This window comes from Bergeyella porcorum, from assembly GCF_042427575.1.
Taxonomy (GTDB): domain Bacteria; phylum Bacteroidota; class Bacteroidia; order Flavobacteriales; family Weeksellaceae; genus Bergeyella; species Bergeyella porcorum.
Window position 1 is genome coordinate 153,908 of record NZ_JBHMFD010000001.1, and the last position, 22,771, is coordinate 176,678.

Annotated in this window: 20 protein-coding genes; 8 read left to right on the forward strand and 12 right to left on the reverse strand. The window is 38.3% G+C overall.

Annotated elements, in window-relative coordinates; translation table 11 throughout:
• Position 1: 1 nt before the first annotated feature.
• The 5 genes from ACFFUE_RS00660 to amaB all read right to left on the reverse strand — a co-directional run bounded on the left by ACFFUE_RS00660 (position 2) and on the right by amaB (position 5,148).
• Positions 2 to 1,201 (reverse strand): efflux RND transporter periplasmic adaptor subunit, encoded by a 1,200-nt coding sequence (locus ACFFUE_RS00660; RefSeq protein WP_376831902.1) that lies wholly within the window; start codon positions 1,199 to 1,201, stop codon positions 2 to 4.
• A 96-nt stretch (positions 1,202 to 1,297) separates the two neighbouring features.
• Positions 1,298 to 1,774, reverse strand: a complete 477-nt coding sequence (locus tag ACFFUE_RS00665) for a transcriptional regulator (protein WP_376831904.1) — start codon at positions 1,772 to 1,774, stop codon at positions 1,298 to 1,300.
• A gap of 140 nt (positions 1,775 to 1,914) precedes the next feature.
• Complete coding sequence (locus ACFFUE_RS00670) at positions 1,915 to 2,136, reverse strand: DUF2007 domain-containing protein (RefSeq protein ID WP_327984510.1); 222 nt, start codon at positions 2,134 to 2,136, stop codon at positions 1,915 to 1,917.
• A gap of 58 nt (positions 2,137 to 2,194) precedes the next feature.
• A complete protein-coding gene (lat, locus tag ACFFUE_RS00675) occupies positions 2,195 to 3,532 on the reverse strand; it encodes an L-lysine 6-transaminase (protein WP_376831906.1) in 1,338 nt (445 codons plus the stop codon).
• A gap of 65 nt (positions 3,533 to 3,597) precedes the next feature.
• Positions 3,598 to 5,148 (reverse strand): L-piperidine-6-carboxylate dehydrogenase, encoded by a 1,551-nt coding sequence (gene amaB / locus ACFFUE_RS00680; protein ID WP_376832204.1) that lies wholly within the window; start codon positions 5,146 to 5,148, stop codon positions 3,598 to 3,600.
• Positions 5,149 to 5,668: 520 nt separating this feature from the next.
• Here amaB and ACFFUE_RS00685 point away from each other — a divergent pair.
• Complete coding sequence (locus ACFFUE_RS00685) at positions 5,669 to 7,018, forward strand: MATE family efflux transporter (RefSeq protein ID WP_376831908.1); 1,350 nt, start codon at positions 5,669 to 5,671, stop codon at positions 7,016 to 7,018.
• A 249-nt stretch (positions 7,019 to 7,267) separates the two neighbouring features.
• Here the strand turns inward: ACFFUE_RS00685 and ACFFUE_RS00690 are convergent, their stop codons facing one another.
• From ACFFUE_RS00690 to ACFFUE_RS00705, 4 genes are all read right to left on the reverse strand, one after another.
• Positions 7,268 to 7,591, reverse strand: coding sequence for a hypothetical protein (locus ACFFUE_RS00690; protein ID WP_376831910.1), 324 nt, complete (start codon positions 7,589 to 7,591; stop codon positions 7,268 to 7,270).
• Positions 7,592 to 7,715: 124 nt separating this feature from the next.
• Entirely contained in the window at positions 7,716 to 8,720 is a 1,005-nt protein-coding gene (locus tag ACFFUE_RS00695) for a peptidylprolyl isomerase (RefSeq protein ID WP_376832206.1), read from the reverse strand.
• Positions 8,721 to 8,799: 79 nt separating this feature from the next.
• Positions 8,800 to 9,312 (reverse strand): FKBP-type peptidyl-prolyl cis-trans isomerase, encoded by a 513-nt coding sequence (locus ACFFUE_RS00700; RefSeq protein WP_376831912.1) that lies wholly within the window; start codon positions 9,310 to 9,312, stop codon positions 8,800 to 8,802.
• A 112-nt stretch (positions 9,313 to 9,424) separates the two neighbouring features.
• Positions 9,425 to 10,498 carry a branched-chain amino acid aminotransferase gene (locus tag ACFFUE_RS00705; protein ID WP_376831914.1) on the reverse strand — a complete coding sequence of 358 codons (1,074 nt, stop codon included), beginning with the start codon at positions 10,496 to 10,498 and terminating at the stop codon, positions 9,425 to 9,427.
• An 86-nt stretch (positions 10,499 to 10,584) separates the two neighbouring features.
• Here ACFFUE_RS00705 and mnmC2 point away from each other — a divergent pair, with 86 nt between their 5' ends.
• Entirely contained in the window at positions 10,585 to 11,259 is a 675-nt protein-coding gene (gene mnmC2 / locus ACFFUE_RS00710) for a tRNA (5-methylaminomethyl-2-thiouridine)(34)-methyltransferase MnmC2 (protein WP_376831916.1), read from the forward strand.
• Between the two features lie 23 nt (positions 11,260 to 11,282).
• Positions 11,283 to 11,690 carry an NUDIX domain-containing protein gene (locus ACFFUE_RS00715; RefSeq protein WP_376831918.1) on the forward strand — a complete coding sequence of 136 codons (408 nt, stop codon included), beginning with the start codon at positions 11,283 to 11,285 and terminating at the stop codon, positions 11,688 to 11,690.
• Between the two features lie 39 nt (positions 11,691 to 11,729).
• Here the strand turns inward: ACFFUE_RS00715 and ACFFUE_RS00720 are convergent, their stop codons facing one another.
• Entirely contained in the window at positions 11,730 to 12,431 is a 702-nt protein-coding gene (locus tag ACFFUE_RS00720; protein ID WP_376831920.1) for a DUF4294 domain-containing protein, read from the reverse strand.
• 55 nt (positions 12,432 to 12,486) lie between these two features.
• Here ACFFUE_RS00720 and ACFFUE_RS00725 point away from each other — a divergent pair, with 55 nt between their 5' ends.
• The 3 genes from ACFFUE_RS00725 to ACFFUE_RS00735 all read left to right on the forward strand — a co-directional run bounded on the left by ACFFUE_RS00725 (position 12,487) and on the right by ACFFUE_RS00735 (position 14,812).
• On the forward strand, positions 12,487 to 13,563 hold the full coding sequence (locus ACFFUE_RS00725; RefSeq protein ID WP_376831922.1) for a M42 family metallopeptidase: 1,077 nt from the start codon (positions 12,487 to 12,489) through the stop codon (positions 13,561 to 13,563).
• Positions 13,564 to 13,751: 188 nt separating this feature from the next.
• Positions 13,752 to 14,402 (forward strand): ribulose-phosphate 3-epimerase, encoded by a 651-nt coding sequence (gene rpe, locus ACFFUE_RS00730; RefSeq protein WP_327984608.1) that lies wholly within the window; start codon positions 13,752 to 13,754, stop codon positions 14,400 to 14,402.
• A 239-nt stretch (positions 14,403 to 14,641) separates the two neighbouring features.
• On the forward strand, positions 14,642 to 14,812 hold the full coding sequence (locus ACFFUE_RS00735; protein ID WP_376831924.1) for a hypothetical protein: 171 nt from the start codon (positions 14,642 to 14,644) through the stop codon (positions 14,810 to 14,812).
• Positions 14,813 to 14,919: 107 nt separating this feature from the next.
• Here the strand turns inward: ACFFUE_RS00735 and uvrA are convergent, their stop codons facing one another.
• Positions 14,920 to 17,733, reverse strand: coding sequence for an excinuclease ABC subunit UvrA (uvrA, locus tag ACFFUE_RS00740; RefSeq protein WP_376831926.1), 2,814 nt, complete (start codon positions 17,731 to 17,733; stop codon positions 14,920 to 14,922).
• Between the two features lie 228 nt (positions 17,734 to 17,961).
• Between uvrA and ACFFUE_RS00745 the strand changes: the two genes are divergently transcribed.
• Entirely contained in the window at positions 17,962 to 19,803 is a 1,842-nt protein-coding gene (locus ACFFUE_RS00745) for a TonB-dependent receptor plug domain-containing protein (RefSeq protein ID WP_376831928.1), read from the forward strand.
• A 22-nt stretch (positions 19,804 to 19,825) separates the two neighbouring features.
• Here the strand turns inward: ACFFUE_RS00745 and ACFFUE_RS00750 are convergent, their stop codons facing one another.
• The gene (locus tag ACFFUE_RS00750; RefSeq protein WP_376831930.1) at positions 19,826 to 20,092 is read right to left on the reverse strand and encodes a hypothetical protein; all 267 of its coding nucleotides are present in this window, start codon (positions 20,090 to 20,092) and stop codon (positions 19,826 to 19,828) included.
• Positions 20,093 to 20,476: 384 nt separating this feature from the next.
• Here ACFFUE_RS00750 and ACFFUE_RS00755 point away from each other — a divergent pair, with 384 nt between their 5' ends.
• Positions 20,477 to 22,648 (forward strand): S9 family peptidase, encoded by a 2,172-nt coding sequence (locus ACFFUE_RS00755; RefSeq protein ID WP_376831932.1) that lies wholly within the window; start codon positions 20,477 to 20,479, stop codon positions 22,646 to 22,648.
• Positions 22,649 to 22,771: the final 123 nt, after the last annotated feature.

Here is a 22,771-nt window from a genome sequence, read left to right on the forward strand (position 1 = left end):
TTTAGAAAATAGGTTTTACTGCTTGTACTAAACTATCCATATTAATAACTTTCGGGGTGATTTTTGTTTCTGGTTGTAAAGAAGAAACACCCTGAGCCACAATTTCATCACCTTGTTTTAGTCCGCTTTCCAAAACGATATAGCCCTCTACACGGTCGCGAACTTTTATAGTTACCGGGTTGGCGACACCTTTATCTACCTTGTAGGCATAGACAATCTGCTGCTGCTCATAGGTAGAAGATTCTGGAATTGCCAATACGTTGTTGTACAGTTTCGGGATTCTAATTCTTCCGCTATTTCCATTGCTAAGGAGTTTAGCTTCGTTATTAAATAGTACTCTAAACTGGATGGTTCCGGTGGTTTGGTCTATTTGCCCGGTAACAGTTTGTATCCTTCCCTTTTCAGAATAAGGTTGCCCATTGGCTAAAATCAAATCTACCATTGGCATATTTTTCAATTTTTCAGGAACGGTTGCTCCTACCGAACCTTCCAAGAAATCGAGGTATTCTTTTTCGTTCATCGAGAAATAAACATACAGCTCTTTGGTGTCCGATACGGTAGTAATAGCCGTAGCATCAGAAGGCCCTACCAGACTTCCCTCGCGGAAATTGATTTTACCCACCACGCCAGAAATCGGAGCTCGAATAATGGAATAGTTGATATTGGCCTCCACGCTTTTATAGTTAGCTACCGCTTGAGCTTCTGCGGCCTGAGCTTGAGAAAGCTGTGCTTTGGCACTTGCCAAATTAGCTTGTGCTGTTTGCAATTGCACATTGCTGATGATATTTTTAGCCACCAGAGGTTTCAGTTTATCCACCTCTACCTGTGCGGCTTGCACAGCAGCTTTAGCAGCTTGAACATTGGCTTTGGCTGAACTAATTCCCGAACGGGCAGCATCTGCATTTTCGTTGAGAATATTGGTTTCTAACCTGAAAAGCGGTTGTCCAGCCTTTACATATTGTCCTTCATCTACCAATACTTGCGTGATGTATCCTTGGATTTTTGCCCGTACTGCATTGTTTACTTTCCCTTGAATATCGGCTGCATATTCAGTATAGCCCGTAATATTTTTGGTTTCTACCTTCACTACTGGATAAGGCTTTGCTACGTTGGCCATAGCAGCATTGGGGTCTTCCTTTTTACCACAACTTACCGCCGTCGTAGCAATAATGATAGGAAACATTAACGAATGGTATTTCATAACTAAAATTTATTTTATAAGTCTTTTATTTTAATTTGATATATTCTGTCAGGCTGAGCGGAGTAGAAGCCTTTCATTACATTCAAAACAGAATTTTTATAGTTTTCTAATGGTTTCTTCTATATTATCTGCGTGTTTTATCAACATTTCGCTTTGGATTTTCAACTTCTGTATTCCTGAAGCTTCTCCTTTGTTTAGAATTTCTTGATAAACACTTATTTTCTCTAAAAGATCTGCTTCTCTCCTCAATCGCTTTGCTACATTGCTCAGCCTAATCTTTGCAAACTCATCATTGGTTATGAAATATCGCTTTCTTTGATTGGGTTTTGTAATATCTTTAATGAGCTGTAATGATAATAATGTATTAAGATTAGATGATATACTACTTTTACTTGCAGAAAAATATTCTACCAATTCCTCAAAGGTTTTTCCTTCCCTATTGAAATCAAACATCAGGTATGAATTGATTTTTGATGCCAAAGGGGGCAAACCATAAAAATCACCATAGAACGCTGCGGATTCTTTCAGTATTTCTTCACGCAATTGCGTTATATCTGTATTTACTTCTCCCATAATGACCACAAAGATATAAAATTAGTTCGGTAAAAACCGAACTAAAATCAACAAAAAATATAAAAAGCAAGACTTTCTAGATAAGCCTTGCTTCAGGTAATAAAATTTAAAACTATGAAAACAATTATTATTAGGATAATTTATTTCTCTTGTAACCAAGCATCTATAATCTCAAATGCCTTCTTCTCGTCTTCCAAATCCACCATTACTTTTAGTGTAGTAGCTGTGGGTGTGGTAGTAAATGTCATATACTTATTTTCCACGGAATTTTTTATCCCTGCATCTTCCAACTTAGACTTTACCAATTGAATTTCTTGTTGGATTTCACTTTCAAAAACTGAAACTCTCGCTTTATTCTCCATATTTTATTTTTTTTGATGATATAAAATTACATCTTTCATTCAATATTACAAAATAATTTTAAATTTCTTTTTGTAAAATTTGCTCCAATCGTTCCAAAGCCGTCTGTATTTCATCTTTTGAAACATTGAGATGAGGTCTAAATCTTAATGCCCTCTCTCCACATCCTAAGATAATCACTTTATCTTGATACAATTGGCTTTGAACTTTATTTCTCAGCTCTGCTGTTGGTAGGTTAAAAGCACACATTAGCCCCTTACCTCTGGCAGCAGAAACATACTGTGGATATTGCTGCTCCAATCTTTGAAGTCCTTCCAAAAGATAAGCTCCCATCTCTTCTGCGTGTTGCACCAGATTCTCCTGCTCTATAACCTCTAGAATGAGTTTGAGCCTCATCATATCGATAAAATTACCTCCAAAAGTAGAGTTGATTCTTGAGCTTTCTCTGAATACATTATCTGGGACTTCGTCAAATTTTTCCTTGTTGGCCAAAATACCACATACCTGCGTTTTTTTCCCGAAAGAAATCACATCTGGTTGCACCGAAAAATGCTCGTGTGCCCACATTTTACCAGTCATCCCGATGCCCGTCTGTACTTCATCGAAGATGAGCAAAACCTCGTTTTCATCACAAATCTTTCTAAGTCCTTGGAAAAATTCATCTCTAAAATGGTGGTCGCCACCTTCCGCTTGAATTGGCTCTATGATGATGCAAGCCACTCTATTAGGATTAGCAATAATGGCTTCCTGAATATTAAGCAAAGCAATCTGTTCGTTTTTGATGGTTTCCTCCAAATTTTCTTCCGTAATGGGATAATTCAAATGAGGATTGAGGATTCTAGGCCAATCAAATTTTGGGAAATATTGGTATTTTCTTGGGTCAAAAGTATTGGTAAGACTCAGCGTATAGCCACTACGCCCGTGGAATGCTTGGCGAAAATGAATACAAATATCCCCCTCTACTTCTATATCTTTTGCAAAATTCTTTTTGGTTTTCCAATCAAAACAAGCCTTCATTGCATTTTCTACCGCTAAGGTTCCTCCAGAAATAAAAAACGCATACTGTAAATGTTTTGGAATAGCAACCCTTTCAAAAACTTCCATAAACTCCGCATATTCTTCAGAATATACATCTGCCAAAGTTGGTTTGTTGATGGCCATTTTCCCGAGCCATTCTGTATGCTTCACCAGATAGGGATGATTATAGCCTATTGCTCCTGAGGCAAACATAGAAAACATATCCAGATATTCTTCTCCTGAAATTTTATCGTGAATCCAAGAGCCGTGAGATTTTTCCATATCCATCACAAAATCAAAGCCATCTGCTAAGATGTGTCTTGATAGAGTTTCTTTTACTTTATTGGCAGCTACCTTGTTGGATTGAATTGCGTCGTGCATAATTTTTGTGATTTTTTATTAGTTATTAGATTTAAATATTATATAAAACTTTGATTTTAAACTTCTTAAATATCAAACTTAATTCCTTGTGCCAGTGGAAGTTCTTTACTATAATTGATGGTATTGGTCTGTCTTCTCATATAGTATTTCCATACATCAGAGCCAGATTCTCTACCTCCACCCGTTTCTTTCTCACCACCAAAAGCTCCGCCTATCTCTGCTCCCGAGGTCCCGATATTGACATTAGCAATACCACAGTCTGAACCAGCGTGGGATAGGAACAACTCTGCCTCACGGAGATTTTGCGTCATAATAGCAGAAGATAATCCCTGTGGAACATCATTTTGCATTTCAATAGCGTCTTCCAAATTTTGGTATTTCATCAAATATAAAATAGGGGCAAAAGTCTCGTGTTGCACAATTTCAAATTGATTTTGCACCTCGGCAATACAAGGTTTTACATAGCAGCCAGATTCATAACCTTTCCCAGAAAGCACTTCGTCTTCTACTACAAAGTTTCCTCCTTCTTTTTTACACTTGGCAATGGCATTTTCATATTGCTTCACGGCATCGGTATCAATCAGTGGACCTACGTGATTGCTTTCATCTAATGGATTTCCAATCTTAAGCTGACCGTAGGCTTTCACCAAACGCTGCTTTACTTCTTCATAAACATTCTCGTGAATAATCAGTCGGCGGGTAGAGGTACATCTTTGTCCTGCTGTGCCTACTGCACCAAACACTGCACCAATGATGGACATATCCAAATCTGCATTTTCTGTGATAATGATGGCATTGTTACCTCCCAGTTCTAAAATGGATTTCCCGAAACGCTCTGCGACTTTTACGCCTACTTTTCTCCCCACATTGGTAGAACCCGTAAAGGAAATCAAAGGAATATTTTTATCATCTACTAGGCGTTCTCCAAGGGTAGCATCTCCCACAATAAGCCCCGAAATGCCTTCTGGCAAATTATTTTCTTTCAATACTTCTGCAATGATATTCTGGCAAGCAATGGCACAAAGTGGAGTTTTCTCTGATGGTTTCCAGATGGTTACATTACCACAAATCCACGCCAAAGCGGTATTCCAAGACCATACTGCCACTGGAAAATTGAATGCGGAGATAACGCCCACAATCCCCATTGGATGATACTGCTCATACATACGGTGAGCCAATCGCTCAGAGTGCATTGTAAAGCCGTGCAATTGGCGAGAAAGCCCCACAGCAAAATCACAAATGTCTATCATCTCTTGCACTTCGCCCAAGCCTTCTTGTAGGGATTTTCCCATTTCGTAGGAGACCAACTTTCCTAAATCTTCTTTGTACTCCCTCAGCTTATTCCCAAACTGACGAACAATTTCTCCTCTTTTAGGAGCAGGCATTAGCCTAAATGTTTTAAAAGCTTCTTTAGCGGCATCTAATACCTTATCATAATCTTTCTGGTTACCGCACTTTACCTTTGCAATTAGTTTTCCGTCTGTAGGAGAGTAACTTTCTATGGTCTTTCCACTCGCAAAAAACTTTCCACCTACGGAAACACCTTTGTTCTCTTCCTTAATTCCTAATTTTTTTAATGTCTTTTCAATTCCAAAGTCTTTCTTCTTTTTAGCCATATTAGATTTCATTTGCCAATAAAATTATGAAAAAAATCATAATTGAACAAATGAGTTACGAAACAGTATTTAAAAAACTAATTATCAAAATATTACATTAAAAACCTCTCTATTTTAGCCTAAAATAAAATCCTTGTAATTCTGAAAAAATATGGAGCTACTAAGATATTTCCTGATGAAAGTATATGAATTTTATCATTTTTTATCACTACTGACCGATAAAAATATATCACGTCCATTTTATAATAGACTATGAAAAGTTAAACTTTGAAGCCCCATCATCAGTACCCCTATAAATGTACCTCCTAAAAATGAATGCCTCCTTAAATAAACGCACAAAATTTACAATCCGTTAATAACTAGTAATTTATATTTTCGCCATTCCCTATTAAAGTAATTGAAGGTAAACTTTAACACATTGATAATTAGTATACTATTTAGTAAATGTATTCAAAACATAATTTCGTGCATTTAAGCTATATTCTATTTTATTACCTTTGTAAATTGATTTTTTTCGATTATGATTTTCATTAATAAAAACTATACAAAAGAAACCCTAAAACTGGCTCTTCCTGTAATGCTCACGCAATTGGGACAAGTTTCTGTAAACCTTTTTGATAATATCATTGTAGGAAATCTTTTAGGGTCTAATGCCTTAGCTGCAGTTTCTCTGGGCAATGCACTATTTTTCTCTATGTTCATTTTCGGATTGGGAATTTCCTTTGCCATACCGCCTTTGGTTTCCGAAGCTCATTCTCAGAATGACCATAGCAGAATCAACTCCGTATTTCGCCACGGTTTTGTACTGAATATCGCTGTTGGTTTTGTCCTAATGGTGCTTTTGCTGCTATTTCGTCCACTTCTTTACCATCTAGACCAGCCCAAAGAAATTATTCCAGATACTACCACTTTTCTTACTGTAATGGCATTCAGCATTATTCCATTTATGATGTTTCAGACAATGCGAGAAGTTTCAGAAGGTCTCGGCTTTACCATTGGAGTTACCAAGGCAACTATCATTGCCAATGTCATCAATGTTGCTCTTAATTATGTTTTTATCAAAGGGATGTTTGGTTTTCCTGCAATGGGTGTTAAAGGCTCAGCATTGGCTACTTTGGTTGCAAGGGTATTTATGGTGGTATTTCTATTTTTTGTAATGCTAAACCATAATACCACAAGACGCTACATTAAGGATTTTTCTTTAAAAATCTCTCTCTTCACGCAATCGATGTTTTCTAAAATGTTAAAATTGGGACTTCCTACAGCTTTGCAAATGTTTTTTGAAGTGACGGCTTTTGCAGGAGCTGCGTTCATCTGTGGTTTGGTTTCGGCTAAGGATATAGCCTCTCATCAGATTGCCCTGAGTATGGCTTCGTTTACCTTCAATCTGTGTGTAGGTTTTAGCGTAGCTTCTACGGTAATGGTGGGAAGAAAATTTGGAGAAAGAAATTTTTTAGAACTAAGAGCTATTGGCATCAATAATCTGAAACTGACTTTCATTTTTATGGCAATTTGCGGCTTGGTCTTCATCATCGGGAGAGATATTTTACCCACTTATTTTACCAAAAAGGAAGATATAGAAGTTATCCAATTGGCATCAAAACTTCTGATTATTGCGGCATTGTTCCAACTTTCGGATGGTATACAGGTGACCACTTTGGGAATTTTGAGGGGCATCCAAGATGTAAAAATACCAAGCTACATCACATTTATTTCCTATTGGGTGATTACCATCCCACTGGGCTATTTCCTCTGTGTAACGCTTAATATGGGAGCTTTTGGAATGTGGATTGCCTTAGGTCTAGGGCTTACTATTTCTGCTATTTTATTGGTTTATAGATTTCTAAAGCTATCTAATAAAAAACTTTGATTACGCATTAGGTTTTAAGCACACTATTTTCCGCTTAGAATGTGTGCTATCATAGCAAGATTTTTTAATTAGGCTAAAGCCTTTTGGAAAAACTATCTTAAAAGTCGCGGTAAAACCCTACCCTATTGAAAATTGAAAGGATAGATTATTTATGTTAAAAAGCTAGGAATCTAAAAGGTTAAAATCTTTATTAATATCATCAAAATCCCTCACATATCAAGATATGCGAGGGATTTTCAAATTGAGCCATTACCTTCTATTTTTATTCTTTCCTTTTTTATGCCCATCTTTATTGTGTTTATGGTGTTTTTTCTTTTGTTGTCCAGGGGCATAATCTTTAGCGTCACCTCCATAAACTTTTTTAGCTTGTCCTGGAGGAAGATGTTTTCTATTGTTAGTTCTTACAATGACGCCATCTCTGTACACATTTCCGTTGCGATCTCTATACACTTCACCACTACGATAGATGGTGCCATCTGGAGCCCCATAAACCGTCCCTTGCGAAGAGGTATAGCAAGAACTCAAAGTAAACACTACACCGCCTAAAAATAAAATTTTAATAAAAGCTTTCATATTTCAAGTATTTAATATTACCAATTAAATATTTTCCAATGACTAAATTTAAAATTTTAAAACCTTTACACAGGGTATAAAAAAAACCGTTTCAGACTACGAAACGGTTTTGATGGTTAAAATATTACTTTACTTTTTCCAATTTTACATCGAAAATCAACCAAGCATTTGGTGGAATTACCCCTCCTGCACCTCTTGCACCATAGGCTAAATCTGGCGGAATAAGGAATGTAGCTTCGTCACCTTCATTGAGCAATAAAATTCCCTCATCCCATCCTTTGATAACCATTCCGTTACCTACAGGAAATTCAATAGGCTCTCCCCTTTTGAAAGAATTGTCAAACTCCATTCCGTTGGTCAATTTTCCAGCGTAGTGCACAGCTACCACATTACCTTTCTCCGCTTTTTTTCCTTCTCCTTTTTTAGTGATTTTGTACATTAAACCAGACGCTGTAGTTTCCATACCAGCCTTTAGTTCTTCTAATTTTTTTCTAGCTTCTTCCTCTTGCTTGGCTACAAACGCTTTGTTTTTCTCCTGTATTTTTCCTTTTCCTTCTTCAAATACCTTGGCGGCATCATAATTTTTGTAAGCATCTCCTTTCCCGAATACAGATACTTTTTCTAATACCACATCTACTTTCGGCTTATCCTGAGCTCCTTTTTCTACCTTTGCGATTTCATCAATCACGGTTTCCCCACTTACCACTTTTCCGAAGATGGTGTGCTTTCCATCAAGCCAAGGCGTTGCCACTTGAGTGATGAAAAACTGAGAACCATTGGTATTGGGTCCAGAGTTTGCCATAGATAAGAAGCCTTTTCCTGTGTGTTTTAGGTCATTTTTTTCATCTTCAAACTTATACCCTGGGTCGCCCATTCCCGTTCCCTTTGGGTCACCACCTTGAATCATAAAGTTTTCAATCACTCTGTGAAAGATGGTTCCATCATAGTAAGGCTCTCCTTTTTTCTTTGATGTGTTTTCAATTTTACCCTCTGCCAAGCCTACGAAGTTGGCCACGGTTACAGGTGATTTTTCATCTTCAAACTTTACCAGCATATCTCCTTTGGAGGTTTGCAAGTTGGCATAGAGCCCATCACTTAGGCTTTCGTACAATTGTTTTTCTACATTCATTTTCTTATATATTGGTGTACAACTTATTAGCGATACAGACGCTAATGCTAAAATTAATTTTGATTTTGTTATCATTCTCTCAGTTTAATATTTTTAGTTTAATGATTAGAGGCATATCATTAGAAATTTTATCTCCATCACCATAAGTTCCAAAGCCCAAAACAGATGGCACCAAAAGGGTAGCTTCTTCCCCTTGTTCTAAATAACGTACGGCATCTTCCACCGCCCTTAGCTCCTCAAATTTTCCCAAGAAAACAGATTGTTTTTCTACTGGTTTTTCATACATCTTTGTACCATCAAAATCGTAAACATCATATTGATAAGAAACGATTTCTCCATCTTGTTTCTTGGCTCTCTGAGAAAGAAGGGCTACATTTGTCCAATAATTAAGCCCCATAGGATAAAAACTTTGTTTTTGGTTCTGTATCCAATCTTGTATCTGCTTTATTTCCATTTCATTCAGTAATTTTGAACGATTTTTAGAAATATTCAAATCTTCCTTAGATAGAATTCCTCCTACAGGAGGATGGGGCGTCTGCTTTATACAAGAGACCACCGCAGATAGCAAAACGAAAACCAATACCTTTTTCATAAATTACAAACGCGAAAATACAATTTTTTCATTATAATTCACAAAAGAAAAAAGCACAATCTTTTCCTAAGGAGGGAAAGATTGTACTTTTTATAGATGGTTTAATCCTAATTTATAAAGTTTCTGCGAAGCCTTCCTCTACTTTCACTCTCCATCCAAATGGGTCTTCTGCTACATTGGTTTGGATATCCACCAAATCTTTTTTCAGCAACATTGCATAGCTTTCTCCTTCTGGCAGTTTTGGTAACTCATACTTTTCACCTTTGTATCCTAAAGCTTCAAAAACACTGGTTACTACTGCGGTTCCTACTCCCCACACTTCCTTAAGCTCTCCTTTTGCGTGAGCGTCCAATACATCTTTCACTTTAACATCACCTTCTACCACTTCTATACCTCTGCGTTTAGCCAATTGGATAAAGCTGTCTCTGGTAACACCGTCTAATATTTTATCTGATGTTTTAGGCGTGTATATGGTATTATTAATTCTCACAAAGACATTCATTGTTCCACTTTCTTCAAAATACTCGTGGGTAGCATCATCTGTCCAAATCACCTGCTCGTAGCCTTCTTTGATTGCCAATTGCGTAGGATAAAATGCTCCTGCATAGTTTCCTGCTGCTTTCGCTGCTCCTACTCCACCACTTGCTGCTCTAGAATAATAATCTGAAATTTTTACAGAAACTGGTTTGGTATAATAACTCTTCACAGGCGTTGCTACAATAGCAAACATATATTTATTGGAAATTCTTGCTTTTAGAGCTTCTTCTGTAGCAAAAATCAGCGGACGAATGTAAAGTGATGTGCCTTCTGCACTAGGTATCCACGCTCTATCCACATCCATCAGAGCTTTTAGCCCGTTCATAAAGACTTCCTCTGGTACCTCTGGCATTGCCAAACGCACCGCAGACTTGTTGATACGCTTGAAATTTTTCTCTGGTCTGAACAAAAATACATCCCCCTCCTTATCTTTATATGCCTTCATCCCTTCAAAACACGCCTGTCCGTAGTTGAAAGTCATATTAGCTGGGGTAAAACTAAGAGGCCCATAAGGCATTACTTTAGGCTCGTTCCATTGCCCGTTTTCATATTCACAGATTACCATATGGTCTATAAAGTGATCCCCGAAGTCAAAATTTTCCGGATCAAAGTTTCCAATTCTTGGATTTGAAGATTTTTCTATTATCATTTTTTTAGCAAAAATTTATAGGTTTAATTGTATATTTTTAATTTTCTAAATTTATAAATTTAATTTAATTTTGGCAAATAAATATTATGAAAAGAGAGATAAAAATCACTAACGACGGCAGTAAAACTTTATTTATCAATGAGTTAAATGAAGGGTATCATTCTCATCACGGGGCATTACAGGAGGCTAAACACGTATTTATAAAAAACGGATTAAATCGCATAGAAAAAAAGGAAATTAATATTTTAGAATTAGGTTTAGGAACAGGTCTTAATGTTTTGGTGACAATTGATGAATTTTTAAAAACAAAAAAAAATACCATCATCCATTATTTTGGACTGGAAAAATATCCCGTTTTACCCTCCGAAATCGAAGAATTAGACTACGCATCACTCTTTGATGATGAATTATTGACGGAGATAAACCATAAAATTCACCAGACACCGTGGGGAGAATCCGTGGAAATAATTCCCAATTTTTTCCTCACCAAAATAGAAACCGATTTTTTCCAACTTTCTGATATTGCCCTTCCTGATATAGATTTGGTTTACTTTGATTGTTTTGGTGCTAGAGTACAGCCAGACCTTTGGGAACAGCCTCTTTTTGAATTGGTTGCTCATAAAATGAGCTCTGGAGGACTGCTTACCACCTACTCTTCCAAAGGCAGTGTGAGAAGAATTTTACAAGGTCTTCATTTTGAAGTGGAAAAATTGCAAGGCCCTCCGGGAAAGCGAGAAATGCTGAATGCTTGGAAACGATAATTGGCTAAAAATCAATATTACTTATGAATCCTAATATTAATGTAAGAGTATATGGTATCTGCATTCAAAATCAGAGAATTTTGGTTTTGGATGAAATGTATGCTGGGGAACGCCTTATCAAGCTCCCTGGGGGTGGATTGGAGTTTGGAGAGGGGCTTATAGACTGCCTTCATCGTGAGTTTGAAGAAGAGCTGAATCTTAAAATTGATAATATCCAACACTTTTATACTCAAGAAGATTTTGTAGCATCGCGTTTCCGTGAAAATGAGCAACTGCTTACCATTTACTATCAGGTAGATATTGTGAATCTACAACAACTGAACATCACAGATCCTAGCATTAGCCAAATTAAATGGATTTCCATACAAGATGAAAATCCATTCACATTACCTATCGATAAAATTGTATTTGAAAAATTGAAAAATCTTTAAATTTTGAACATTAAATTTTAAAACTTTGAATTTTAGCTCTTACCGCTTCACCTTAAAATCCTGATAACCAGGATAAGGCATTAGATATCCTACATTCCAATTGCTTTGCAATAAAGATTCCAAAAACTCATCCTCTCTATAAAGACGAGGATTATACTCTCTTTTCAGCTCTATGTCTGCTGCTTTTCCCTTCACATTCCACCAAAAAGCACTCCAGCCGCCACGCAATTCTCGGATGATTTCATAGACCGTTTTACCCGTTGCTCTGTTCATCAGTTTTGCGAACACTTGCCCCTCGGTGGTGGTAAGGTCTCTTAGTTGAGCTTCATATTGGTCTGCCAATTCCTCTTGTTTTTGGCGTAGAAATCGGCGTTTTTCTCCATCTTCCATTGAAGAAGTTATCGTATTCAAATCCCGATACTGTTGCAAAGCGGTTAAAAATAGCGGATAGACTCTATTGAGTTTTTTATTAATAAAGTAATAATAATTTTTGTCCAGCTGATTATTAAAAATAGGTTTTTTCTGTAGCACCAGCTCATCCATCACCACTACTGTTTCGCCATTAATTTCATAAATCTTAGCTTTTTGCCTTGCATCATAGTAATATAGATTCCCAAACTCATCTTTCTGAAGAGCTTCTTGGGGATACTGATTCAAGGGTTTTGCCAAAACATCTTTCTGCGAATAAGCCTCTAAACTTAAAAACAAAAAAGAGATGCAGAATATATTATAGAATTTCATTACTTTTACATCGCTATTAAGTGAAACTTTAACCCTACAAAAAACATTCCTTTTAATGAAATTTGAACAAAAATCTTTGAAATTTTTAGAAGAGTACCTTAATGTGGCTTCTCCTACAGGCTATGAAAGAGCTGGGCAAGAAATCTGGATGAAGTATCTAAAACCCTTTGTAGATAAAATAGAGGTAGACCATTATGGCACTGCGTATGGGGTGATTAATCCCAAAGCTGAGTTTAAAGTGGTAATAGAAGCCCACGCTGATGAAATCTCTTGGTATGTCAATTATATTTCTGATGATGGACTCATCTATGTGATTAGAAATGGTGGCTCTGACCAGATGATAGCCCCATCCAAAATCGTGAACATCCACGGTGAAAAAGGCATTGTGAAAGGTGTTTTCGGTTGGCCTGCCATCCATACCAGAATTGGAGCTGAGAAGGAAGTTACGCCCAAAATAGAAAACATTTTTATAGACTGTGGTGCTAAAACCAAGCAAGAAGTTTTGGATTTGGGCATTGAAGTAGGCTGTATGATTACCTACCCTGATGAATTCTTTGAAATGAACGACCGCTATTTTGTATGCCGTGCTTTGGATAATAGAATTGGTGGTTTTATGATTGCCGAAGTGGCAAGGCTCATCAAGGAAAATAAAGACAAATTGCCTTTTGGTTTGTATATCGTTAATTCTGTGCAGGAAGAGGTAGGACTTTATGGAGCAGATATGATTGCCGATACCATTAAGCCGAATATCGCCATCATTACAGATGTTACCCACGATACCTCTACCCCAATGATTGACAAGAAAAAAGAAGGCGACCAAAAATGTGGTGATGGTCCTGTGGTGTTTTTTGCACCAAGTGTACATCATAACATCCGCGAACTGATTGTAGATACAGCAAAGGAGAAAAATATTCCGTTCCAGAGAGCCGCTTCTAGCAGAGTAACGGGTACGGATACGGATGTTTTTGCCCACTCCAACGGGGGCGTTCCAAGTGCATTGATTTCATTACCGCTAAGATATATGCACACCACTGTAGAGATGGTGGATAAAGAAGATGTAAAGAATGTAATCCGACTCATCTACGAAACCCTATTGAAGATAAAACCTACAATGAAATTGAAATACCATTAGACGAGTTTTGAGTTTTGAGTTTTTGGAGAAAGAAGAAATAATTCTAATTCTCTAACTATCTAGCATCTTAGCTTTCTAACAAATGGCAAACTACTAACCATTTACAATTAACTACCGATTTTAAACTCAAAACTTAACACTTAACACTCAAAACTTATTACAAAACTCAATAATTAAAATAAAAAAAAATGAAAAATAAACTCATTGCTCCCTCATTGCTTTCGGCAGACTTTGGAAATTTGCAGAGAGATATAGAAATGATTAATAACTCCCAAGCAGATTGGTTTCATATTGATGTGATGGACGGGCGTTTCGTACCCAATATTTCTTTCGGTTTCCCCGTGATGAAAACCGTACAGCAACACGCCAAGAAATTTGTAGATGTTCACCTGATGATTGTAGAACCAGAGAAGTATGTAGAAGAGTTCATCAATCACGGTGCAGATTTGGTATCCGTCCATTATGAAGCGTGTACCCACCTACACAGAACTATTCATTTCATCCAAAATAAAGGAGCTAAGGCAGGCGTTGTTCTGAATCCTTCCACACCCGTTCTGATGCTGGAAGACATTATTTCCGAAGTCGATTTGGTATTACTAATGAGTGTAAACCCTGGCTTTGGTGGACAAAAATTCATTGAAAATACTTACAAGAAAATTGCTGAAACCAAAGATTTGATTTTAGCCAATAGCTCCACAGCCCTTATCCAAGTAGATGGCGGAGTGAATTTGGATAATGCTCACAAACTCTTTGATGCTGGTGCTGATGTTTTGGTGGCAGGTAACGCCGTATTTAGCAGCGAAAATCCTGAACGAACTATTGAATTATTGAAGGTATAGTGTAAACATTTTACCAATTATTAAAAAAACTCTTCCTTTGAAAATAAGGAGGAGTTTTTTATGGTGCCTTACCACCAAGGCAATTTCACTTTTTGCTGATACATCTACCTTCTCGACAATGCTGATTGTTATACTTGTTTTTTATATTATATAATTTTTACTTTATAAAATTATAAAAATACATCAAATCAGTCAAATTTATATTAAAAATATTTCCCCGAAGCTTCCCCCTTGCTGAAATGACCATCGGGGTTTTCCCGAAGGCTCCCGCAATGGTGAAACAGGCTTCGGGATTTCCCCGAGGGGCATTTCACAATGTTTTCTACTCAAAAATTTTTCCCGATGGCTCTCGCAATGGTGAAACAAGCTTCGGGATTTTCCCGAAGGGCATTTTATTTAGATTAGAATAAAGCTTCATTTGCAAAAGCATAAAAAAGGCTTTAACCGAATTATTGGGCTAAAGCCTTTTGCTTTTTTATTGGGGCATCGGGCTAAAGCCCGACGCTATTGATGATATCTACATTTCTCTTTTTAAAAACTTCCCTGTAAGCGATTTCTCGCATTTCACAATTTCCTCTGGCGTTCCTTCAAAGACGATGCTACCACCGTGTTTTCCTGCTTCGGGACCTATGTCTATAATCCAATCGGCACACTTGATGATGTCTGGCTGATGCTCTATGACAATCACCGAATGTCCCAGTTCTATCAATGCTTGTAGGGATTTCATCAGTTTATTGATATCGTGGAAGTGTAAGCCCGTAGAGGGCTCATCAAAGATGAAAAGGGATTTTTCTGTGGTAACACCCTTAACTAAAAACGACGCCAACTTCACACGCTGAGCTTCCCCACCAGAAAGGGTGGATGAACTTTGCCCCAACTGCAAGTAGCCCAGCCCTACCTCTTGCAAGGGTTTTAGTTTGGTAACAATTTTATTTTCCTTATTATCGCCAAAAAAGGTAATGGCATCATCCACCGTCATTTTTAGAATATCGGAAATGTTTTTTTCGTCAAATTTCACTTCCAATATCTCTGGCTTGAAACGCGTTCCCTTACACTCTTCGCATTCCAACTCTATATCTGCCATAAACTGCATTGATACATTGATAACGCCTTCGCCCTTGCAAGCATCACATCGCCCGCCATCTACATTAAAGGAAAAGTGCTTGGTTTTATACCCCATTGCCTTGGAAATTTTTTGCTTGGCAAACAAATCTCGGATATCGTCGTACGCTTTAAGATAGGTAACGGGATTGGAACGAGAGGATTTCCCAATAGGATTTTGATCTATCAGTTCTATATTTTTAATGAGGTGCTTAGGAAACGCTACGCTATCGTAATCTCCTTTTTTTCCTCCCATTTCCAGTTGGATTTGAATATCATTAGCCAGAATTTCCTTCATTAGCGTAGATTTTCCACTTCCAGAGACACCAGTAATCACAGTGAGCATTTCCATCGGGATTTTCACATCAATATTCTTTAGATTATTTTGCCTCGCTCCCTTTATGTGAATAAATTCTTTGGCTTTTCTCCTTTGCTTAGGAACTTCAATGGTTAATCTTCCTGTGAGGTACTGGGAAGTAAGCGTATTGGCGGTTTTCAAGGCGTCAAAGTTTCCAGAAAACACTAGCTCTCCGCCCAAATATCCCGCTTCTGGTCCAATATCTATGATATAATCCGCGGCACGCATCACATCTTCATCGTGTTCTACTACAATAACGGTATTTCCCAAATCGCGAAGTTTTTTGAGAACCCCAATGAGGTTTTCGGTGTCGCGAGAATGCAAACCAATGCTAGGTTCATCCAGAATATAGATAGAGCCCACTAAAGAACTTCCTAAACTGGTGGCTAAGTTAATTCTTTGGGATTCCCCACCAGAAAGGGTATTAGAAGTTCGGTTTAAGGTGAGATATCCCAAACCTACTTTCAATAAAAAGTCTAATCTTGTGGTGATTTCATAGACCAATCGCTTGGCAACTTCTTGTTCATAATCCGTAAGTTTTAGATTCTGAATAATGGGTAAAAGCTCATCCAATGGCAACTCCACAAGCGATTGGATGGTATGCCCGTCTATCTTTACATTTTGAGTTTCGGGGCGTAGTCTAAGTCCTTCACAGGTAGGGCAAGTGGTTTTCCCTCTATAGCGGGACAGCATTACCCGATATTGAATTTTATAAAGGTTCTCTTCCAGCATTTGGAAAAAATTATCCAAACAAGGAAAATGTTTATTCCCATTTCCTTTCCAAAGCAAGTTTTTTTGTTCTTTATTCAGTTCAAAGTAGGGTTTATGGATAGGGAAATCTACGGCTTTTTTTATAAATTCTTTTTTCCATTCCTGCATTGTATCCCCTTTCCAGCATACTACAGCATCTTCAAAAAGTGATAGCCTTTTATTGGGTACTACTAAGTCTTCATCTATCCCGATTACTTTGCCATAGCCTTCACACTTTGGGCAAGCTCCATAGGGATTATTAAAACTGAAAAAGTGAACATTAGGCTCTAAAAACTCTATTCCGTCTAATTCAAATTTATTAGAAAAAGATTTTAGAATTAAATTTTGAGGTTTGAGTTTTGAGGTTTCAGTAGCAATTTCTTTTAAGGAGCAAAAGCCGTGACCTTCATAAAATGCCATTTGGATAGAATCGGCCAATCGTTGAAGAAAACTTTCATCCTCTTCGTAAGAAAATCTATCAATGATGAGGTGGATATCCATATCATTTTCTGGGACAAATCCGAAACTCTCCAAATCTTCAATCCCTGCGATATTACCATTGATTTCTAACCTTGTAAAGCCTGAAACTTTCAACTGATTGAGCAAGGCAGAAAAGTGGTCTTTTTCAAAAGCCAAAGGAGCTCTAAGCAAAAAAACACTACCCTTTTTCTGATGCTTAATGAAATCTATCACATCAGAAACGCTATCTTTCTTTACTTCTTCGCCAGAAATAGGAGAAAAAGTACGCCCAATTCTCGCAAAAAGCAACTTGAGATAATCATAAACCTCCGTAGAAGTTCCCACAGTAGAGCGAGGATTGGAAGAAATAACCTTCTGCTGAATGGCAATAGAAGGAGCTAAGCCTTTGATATCGTCTATCTTTGGTTTTTCTAGTTTGCCCAGAAACTGTCGAGCATAGGAGCTAAGGCTTTCCACATAGCGGCGTTGTCCCTCTGCATAGATGGTATCAAATGCCAGAGAAGATTTTCCGCTACCCGATACCCCTGTGATGACTACCAACTTATTTTTGGGAATAAGTACATCTATGTTTTTCAGATTATTAAGATGGGCATTCTTTACAAAGATTTCTTTTTTTATATCAATTGATTCTGCTTTAGACATTTTAGCCATTGTTGAAATTAAGACCTACAAAAGTACGGAAAAAACTATTGCAGAAATTACAAATTTTAAATGGCTATCTATAAATGCCTTTGAATAATCACCTATGCATCGGATAGCATTAAAAACTTTTTCTGTATTTTTGCGGGCTTTGATGGGTATTTAGGACAAGTTCCAAAGATTATCCTTTATTGCTGAAATAAAATTAATAAATCAAAAAAAATAATAAAAATGAAAATCAAACTATTATCCGTTAATCTACTGCTTTGTGCAGGGTTTTATTTTGCACAGAGCCAAGAGCAAACCATTGATGAAATCGCTTTAAGTGGGAGAACCCTTTCCACGCCTTACGCTAAAGTGGTGGAAAATGTCATCGTGATAGACCAACAACAGATTAAAAACAGCCCTGCCACCAGTATAGAAGATTTGCTACAGCAGTTCAGCGGGATAGATGTGCAAAGAAGAGGTGCCAATGGCGTGCAGAGTGACATCAGCATCCGTGGTGGGTCTTTTGAGCAAGTCTTGGTAATGATTAATGGCGTTCGGCTCAATGATGCACAGACGGGGCATAATACGATGAATATCCCTGTGGACCTATCCAATGTGGCAAAAATAGAAATCTTCAAAGGTCCAGCGGCTCGTAAATTTGGAAACAACGCTTTCTCTGGCGTTATCAATATCATCACCAAAACATCAGGACAAGAATCCGTGAAAATATCGGCTAATGCTGGGGATTTTTCCACTTTCGGGATGGGGCTAAGTGCCACTTTCGGAAACGATAAGGTGCAGAATCTATTCCAGATTAATAGCCAATCTTCCGAAGGTTATAGGTATAATACAGACTATGACATTCGCAATGCATTTTATCAGTCCAAAATAGCATTGGGCAACGGAAACCTCAATCTACAAGCGGGTTTTATAGAGAAAAAATTTGGAGCCAACGGATTTTACTCTAGCCCCAAAGCTACTGAGCAATACGAAGAGACCCAAGCCAGTATAGTGAGCGTAGGCTATCAAACCCAATGGCAACAATGGGCTATCAATACCTCCGCATTTTGGCGTAGAGGGCAAGATATGTACGCCTTTGATAGAAACAACTATGCCCGATACCGAAACCTTTCCATAGGTAATAATGTGGGGCTTAATCTCAATACCGCCCATACCTCCACTTGGGGAACTACAGAGATAGGTGTAGCAGCAAGAAAAGAGTTTCTGAGCAGCCATAATGTAACCACCTTTACCACCCAAAACTGGAGCATTGGCAAGAAAGATAGAACCATTGTAGAAGGTTTTGCAGAGCACAAATTCTCTCTCCTAGATGATAAGCTTACCATTATCCCCGGCATCTCTTGGGCTAATATCAGCAACTCTGGCAACTATTTTTATCCAGGTATTGATGTAGGCTATCAGTTGGGTGATGGGCATAAAGTTTTTGGAAACCTTGCCAAAGTAAATAGAGTGCCTTCATTTTTTGATATGTACTACATTAGCGGTACCGAACTGGGCAACCCAGACCTAAAACCAGAAAGTGCCATTTCCTACGAAGCAGGTTATCAATTCCTTAAAAACAACACCGAAATTAAAGCCAGCTACTTCGTGAGAGATTCTAAAAATGGCATCGATTGGGTGCGAAATGCTACTGCCGACCAATGGCGTTCTCAGAATGTGGGCAACCTCTTCACGCAAGGTATAGATGCAGAAATCAGCCAACGATTCCACGGCTTAGCAGAAAAATTCTCCGTAGGCTATACTTATATTGATACCAAAATAGACCAGCAAACCAGCTTCTCCAAATACTTAGCAGAGCATTTTCGCCATCAGTTGGTAGCAAAATGGGACGCTAAACTGGGCAAATACTTCCATAATCAGCTAACCTACCGTTACCAAGAACGCATCACGGGCTATAGCTACAATCTTTTAGATGAAAAACTGAGTTTCCAGAAAGACAACTGGACGGTGTATGTCCTCATCAACAACCTTACCAATGCAGACTATGTAGAAGCCTTTGGCGTGCCAATGCCTAAGCGATGGTTTCACCTCGGGGCAAGCTGGGATATAAAGTTTAGAAAGTAATCTTCTCTAATAACCACCACACTTAGAGGGTAGCAGAGTTACCACAAGGCGGTTTCCCAATGCTAACAAAGCTACGGAGTATCCCGCAGGGGTCTTTCTTTACAGCGAGAGCCTTGCGGGAGTTTCCGCAAGTGTCTTTCCGAGCGGCGAGAAGGTTTCGGAAGTTCCGCAGGAGTCTTTCTTTACAGCGAGAGCCTTGCGGAGTTTCCGCAAGTGTCTTTCTGAGCGGCGAGAAGGTTTCGGAAGTTTCCGCAGGAGTCTTTACATAGAGCTTTGCGATTCTTGTCATCTTAGCGGTTGATGATTTTTTTCAATAGGGTCGGGTTTTAACCCGACTTTTGATATGTCTTGTCCAAAAGGCTTTAGCCAAATTAAAAAAATCTTGCAGGGACAGCATTTCGTATGATAAATGGAATTACCGCTTAAAGCCCCCTGCATAATTTGATTCAAGGTTTAAGGTTGAAATATTCAAAGAATTAGAGGTAAAATAATCTCATTGTACATTCCCTCTCTACGATTTTTAGCAATTGATATTTTTTACCGCAAAGGACAAGCCCCCTAACCCCGAAGGGGAAACCACCAGCCACCGACGACCAACAACCATCAACTAATTCCAATATTCCTTTTTTTATTACCCTACAATTTATATCTTCGCTAAAAATAAAATGTTCCAATGAAAAAAATAACAATTTTTGCCTTTTTACTCAGTGGTTTTTGGGGATTTTCGCAAAGAAATCTCACCATTGCTGAGGCTACATCGGGTGCCTACACCTCGTTTAGAGCAGAAAACATCGTGGCTCCTCAATGGAAAAACGATAAAGCATTTACACATCTAAGCAATGATTATCAACAGCTAATGGTAGCTTCGGCAGATACCAACTGGAAGTCGAACGCCTTGCTTTCTAAAAACGATATTCAAGAGGCTTTGAAACAAAAATTCCCTTCAGATACCTTTTCGCTCAACATTTTCCCTTACGAATACGAATGGCTTTCTGATGGCGTGATTCAGTTTAAAGTGGCTTCAAAATCGCACCAATACGATGTGATTTACGATAGCAACAGTAAGAAAATCACTTCTGCCTTTGCCTTGGGCAACGATGCTAAAAACCAAATCTTTTCAAAAGACAGAAAATATGCCGCTTGGCTTATCGATAACAACATTGTTTTGACCGATGAGGCTGGAACGCTTACACAGGTAACGCAAGATAAAGACAAAGCCATCCTCAACGGTAGCGACTATGTGCACCGTCAGGAGTTTGGTATCAACCGAGGAATGTGGTTTAGCCCCGATGGTAAAAAACTATTGTATTACAGAAAAGACGAAACAATGGTTGCCCACTACCCTTTGGTAGATTTCAGCACGAGAATCGCTACAGAAAACGACCTTAAATACCCTATGGCTGGTGAGAAAAGCGAGGAGGTAACTTTGGTGGTTTTTGATATTGAAAACAAAACTTATACAACATTACAAACCGGATTGCCAAAAGAGCAATACCTCACAGCGGTAACTTGGGGTGCGGATAGCGAAACGGTATATGTAGGCGTGCTCAACCGCGGACAAGACCATCTGAAACTCAACAAATACCACGCTAAAGATGGGAAATTTATCGCTACTTTGTTTGAAGAAAAATCCAATAAGTATGTAGAACCTCAGCACCCATTGTACTTTAACCCTGCCAACGGAAATGAGTTTGCCTACCTTACGGATAAAGATGGCTACAGACAGTTTTACCTCTACAACACCAATGGTAAGCTATTGAAAAAATTAGGGTATCAAGATGTAGTGGTCTTAGAATTTATCGATTTCAAAGACAACAAAATTTGGTATAAAGGAACGGCTAACAAAGGACTAGACAATCACCTCTATGCCGTGGATATCAAATCTGGAAAAACAGAAAAAATCACCGACGAATCTGGCGTACACGATACCTACCTAAGCACCAACAAAACCTATTATATAGACCAATATTCCAATACCAATATCCCCAATGTGGTAGATGTGGTGGCAACAAAATCGGGTAAAGAAACCAATCTTTTGGAGGCTAAAAATCCGTATCAAGGGGTTATCCATATGCCGAAGACAGAATATATAACCCTGAAGGCTGCAGACGGAAAAACAGACCTCAACGGACGATTGATTTACCCTACCAATTTTGATGCGTCTAAGAAATACCCTGTAATGATTTATGTCTATGGCGGCCCTCACGCCCAGTTGGTAACCAACTCTTGGCTGGGTGGTGCTTCGCTTTTTGACTATTATATGGCACAGCAAGGTTTTGTAGTATTTACGCTAGACAACCGCGGAAGTGCCAACAGAGGTAGAGATTTCGAACAAGTGATTCACAGGCAATTGGGCGTTAATGAAATGGCAGACCAAATGAAGGGGGTTGAGTTCTTGAAATCCAAATCTTTTGTAGATGCGGATAAAATTGGGGTGTACGGTTGGTCTTTCGGAGGATTTATGGCAACTTCGCTAATGCTTCACCATCCAGAAGTTTTCAAAGTAGGTGTGGCAGGAGGCCCTGTTATCGACTGGAAATGGTATGAGGTGATGTATGGCGAACGCTATATGGATACGCCTCAGGACAACCCTGAGGGCTATGCCAAAACTTCTACCCTAGACAAGGTGCACAACCTCAAAGGGCGATTGCTGATGATTCACGGAGCCCAAGACCCAGTGGTGCTACAGCAGCATAGTATGGAGTTTATAGAAGCCTGCATCAAGGCTGGTAAACAAGTGGATTATTTCCTCTACCCTACCCACGAACACAATGTACGCGGCAAAGATAGAATCCACCTCAACGAAAAAATCGCAGATTATTTCATCACCCACCTGAAGAAATAGTTTTTGCAATTCATACACAACAAAAGAGGTTGTCCGAAAAAGGACAACCTTTTTTGATAATTTTGCTCATAAAGATAACTTTACTGTAAGGAAAGAAGAATCTCAAATAACTAGATGAGATAA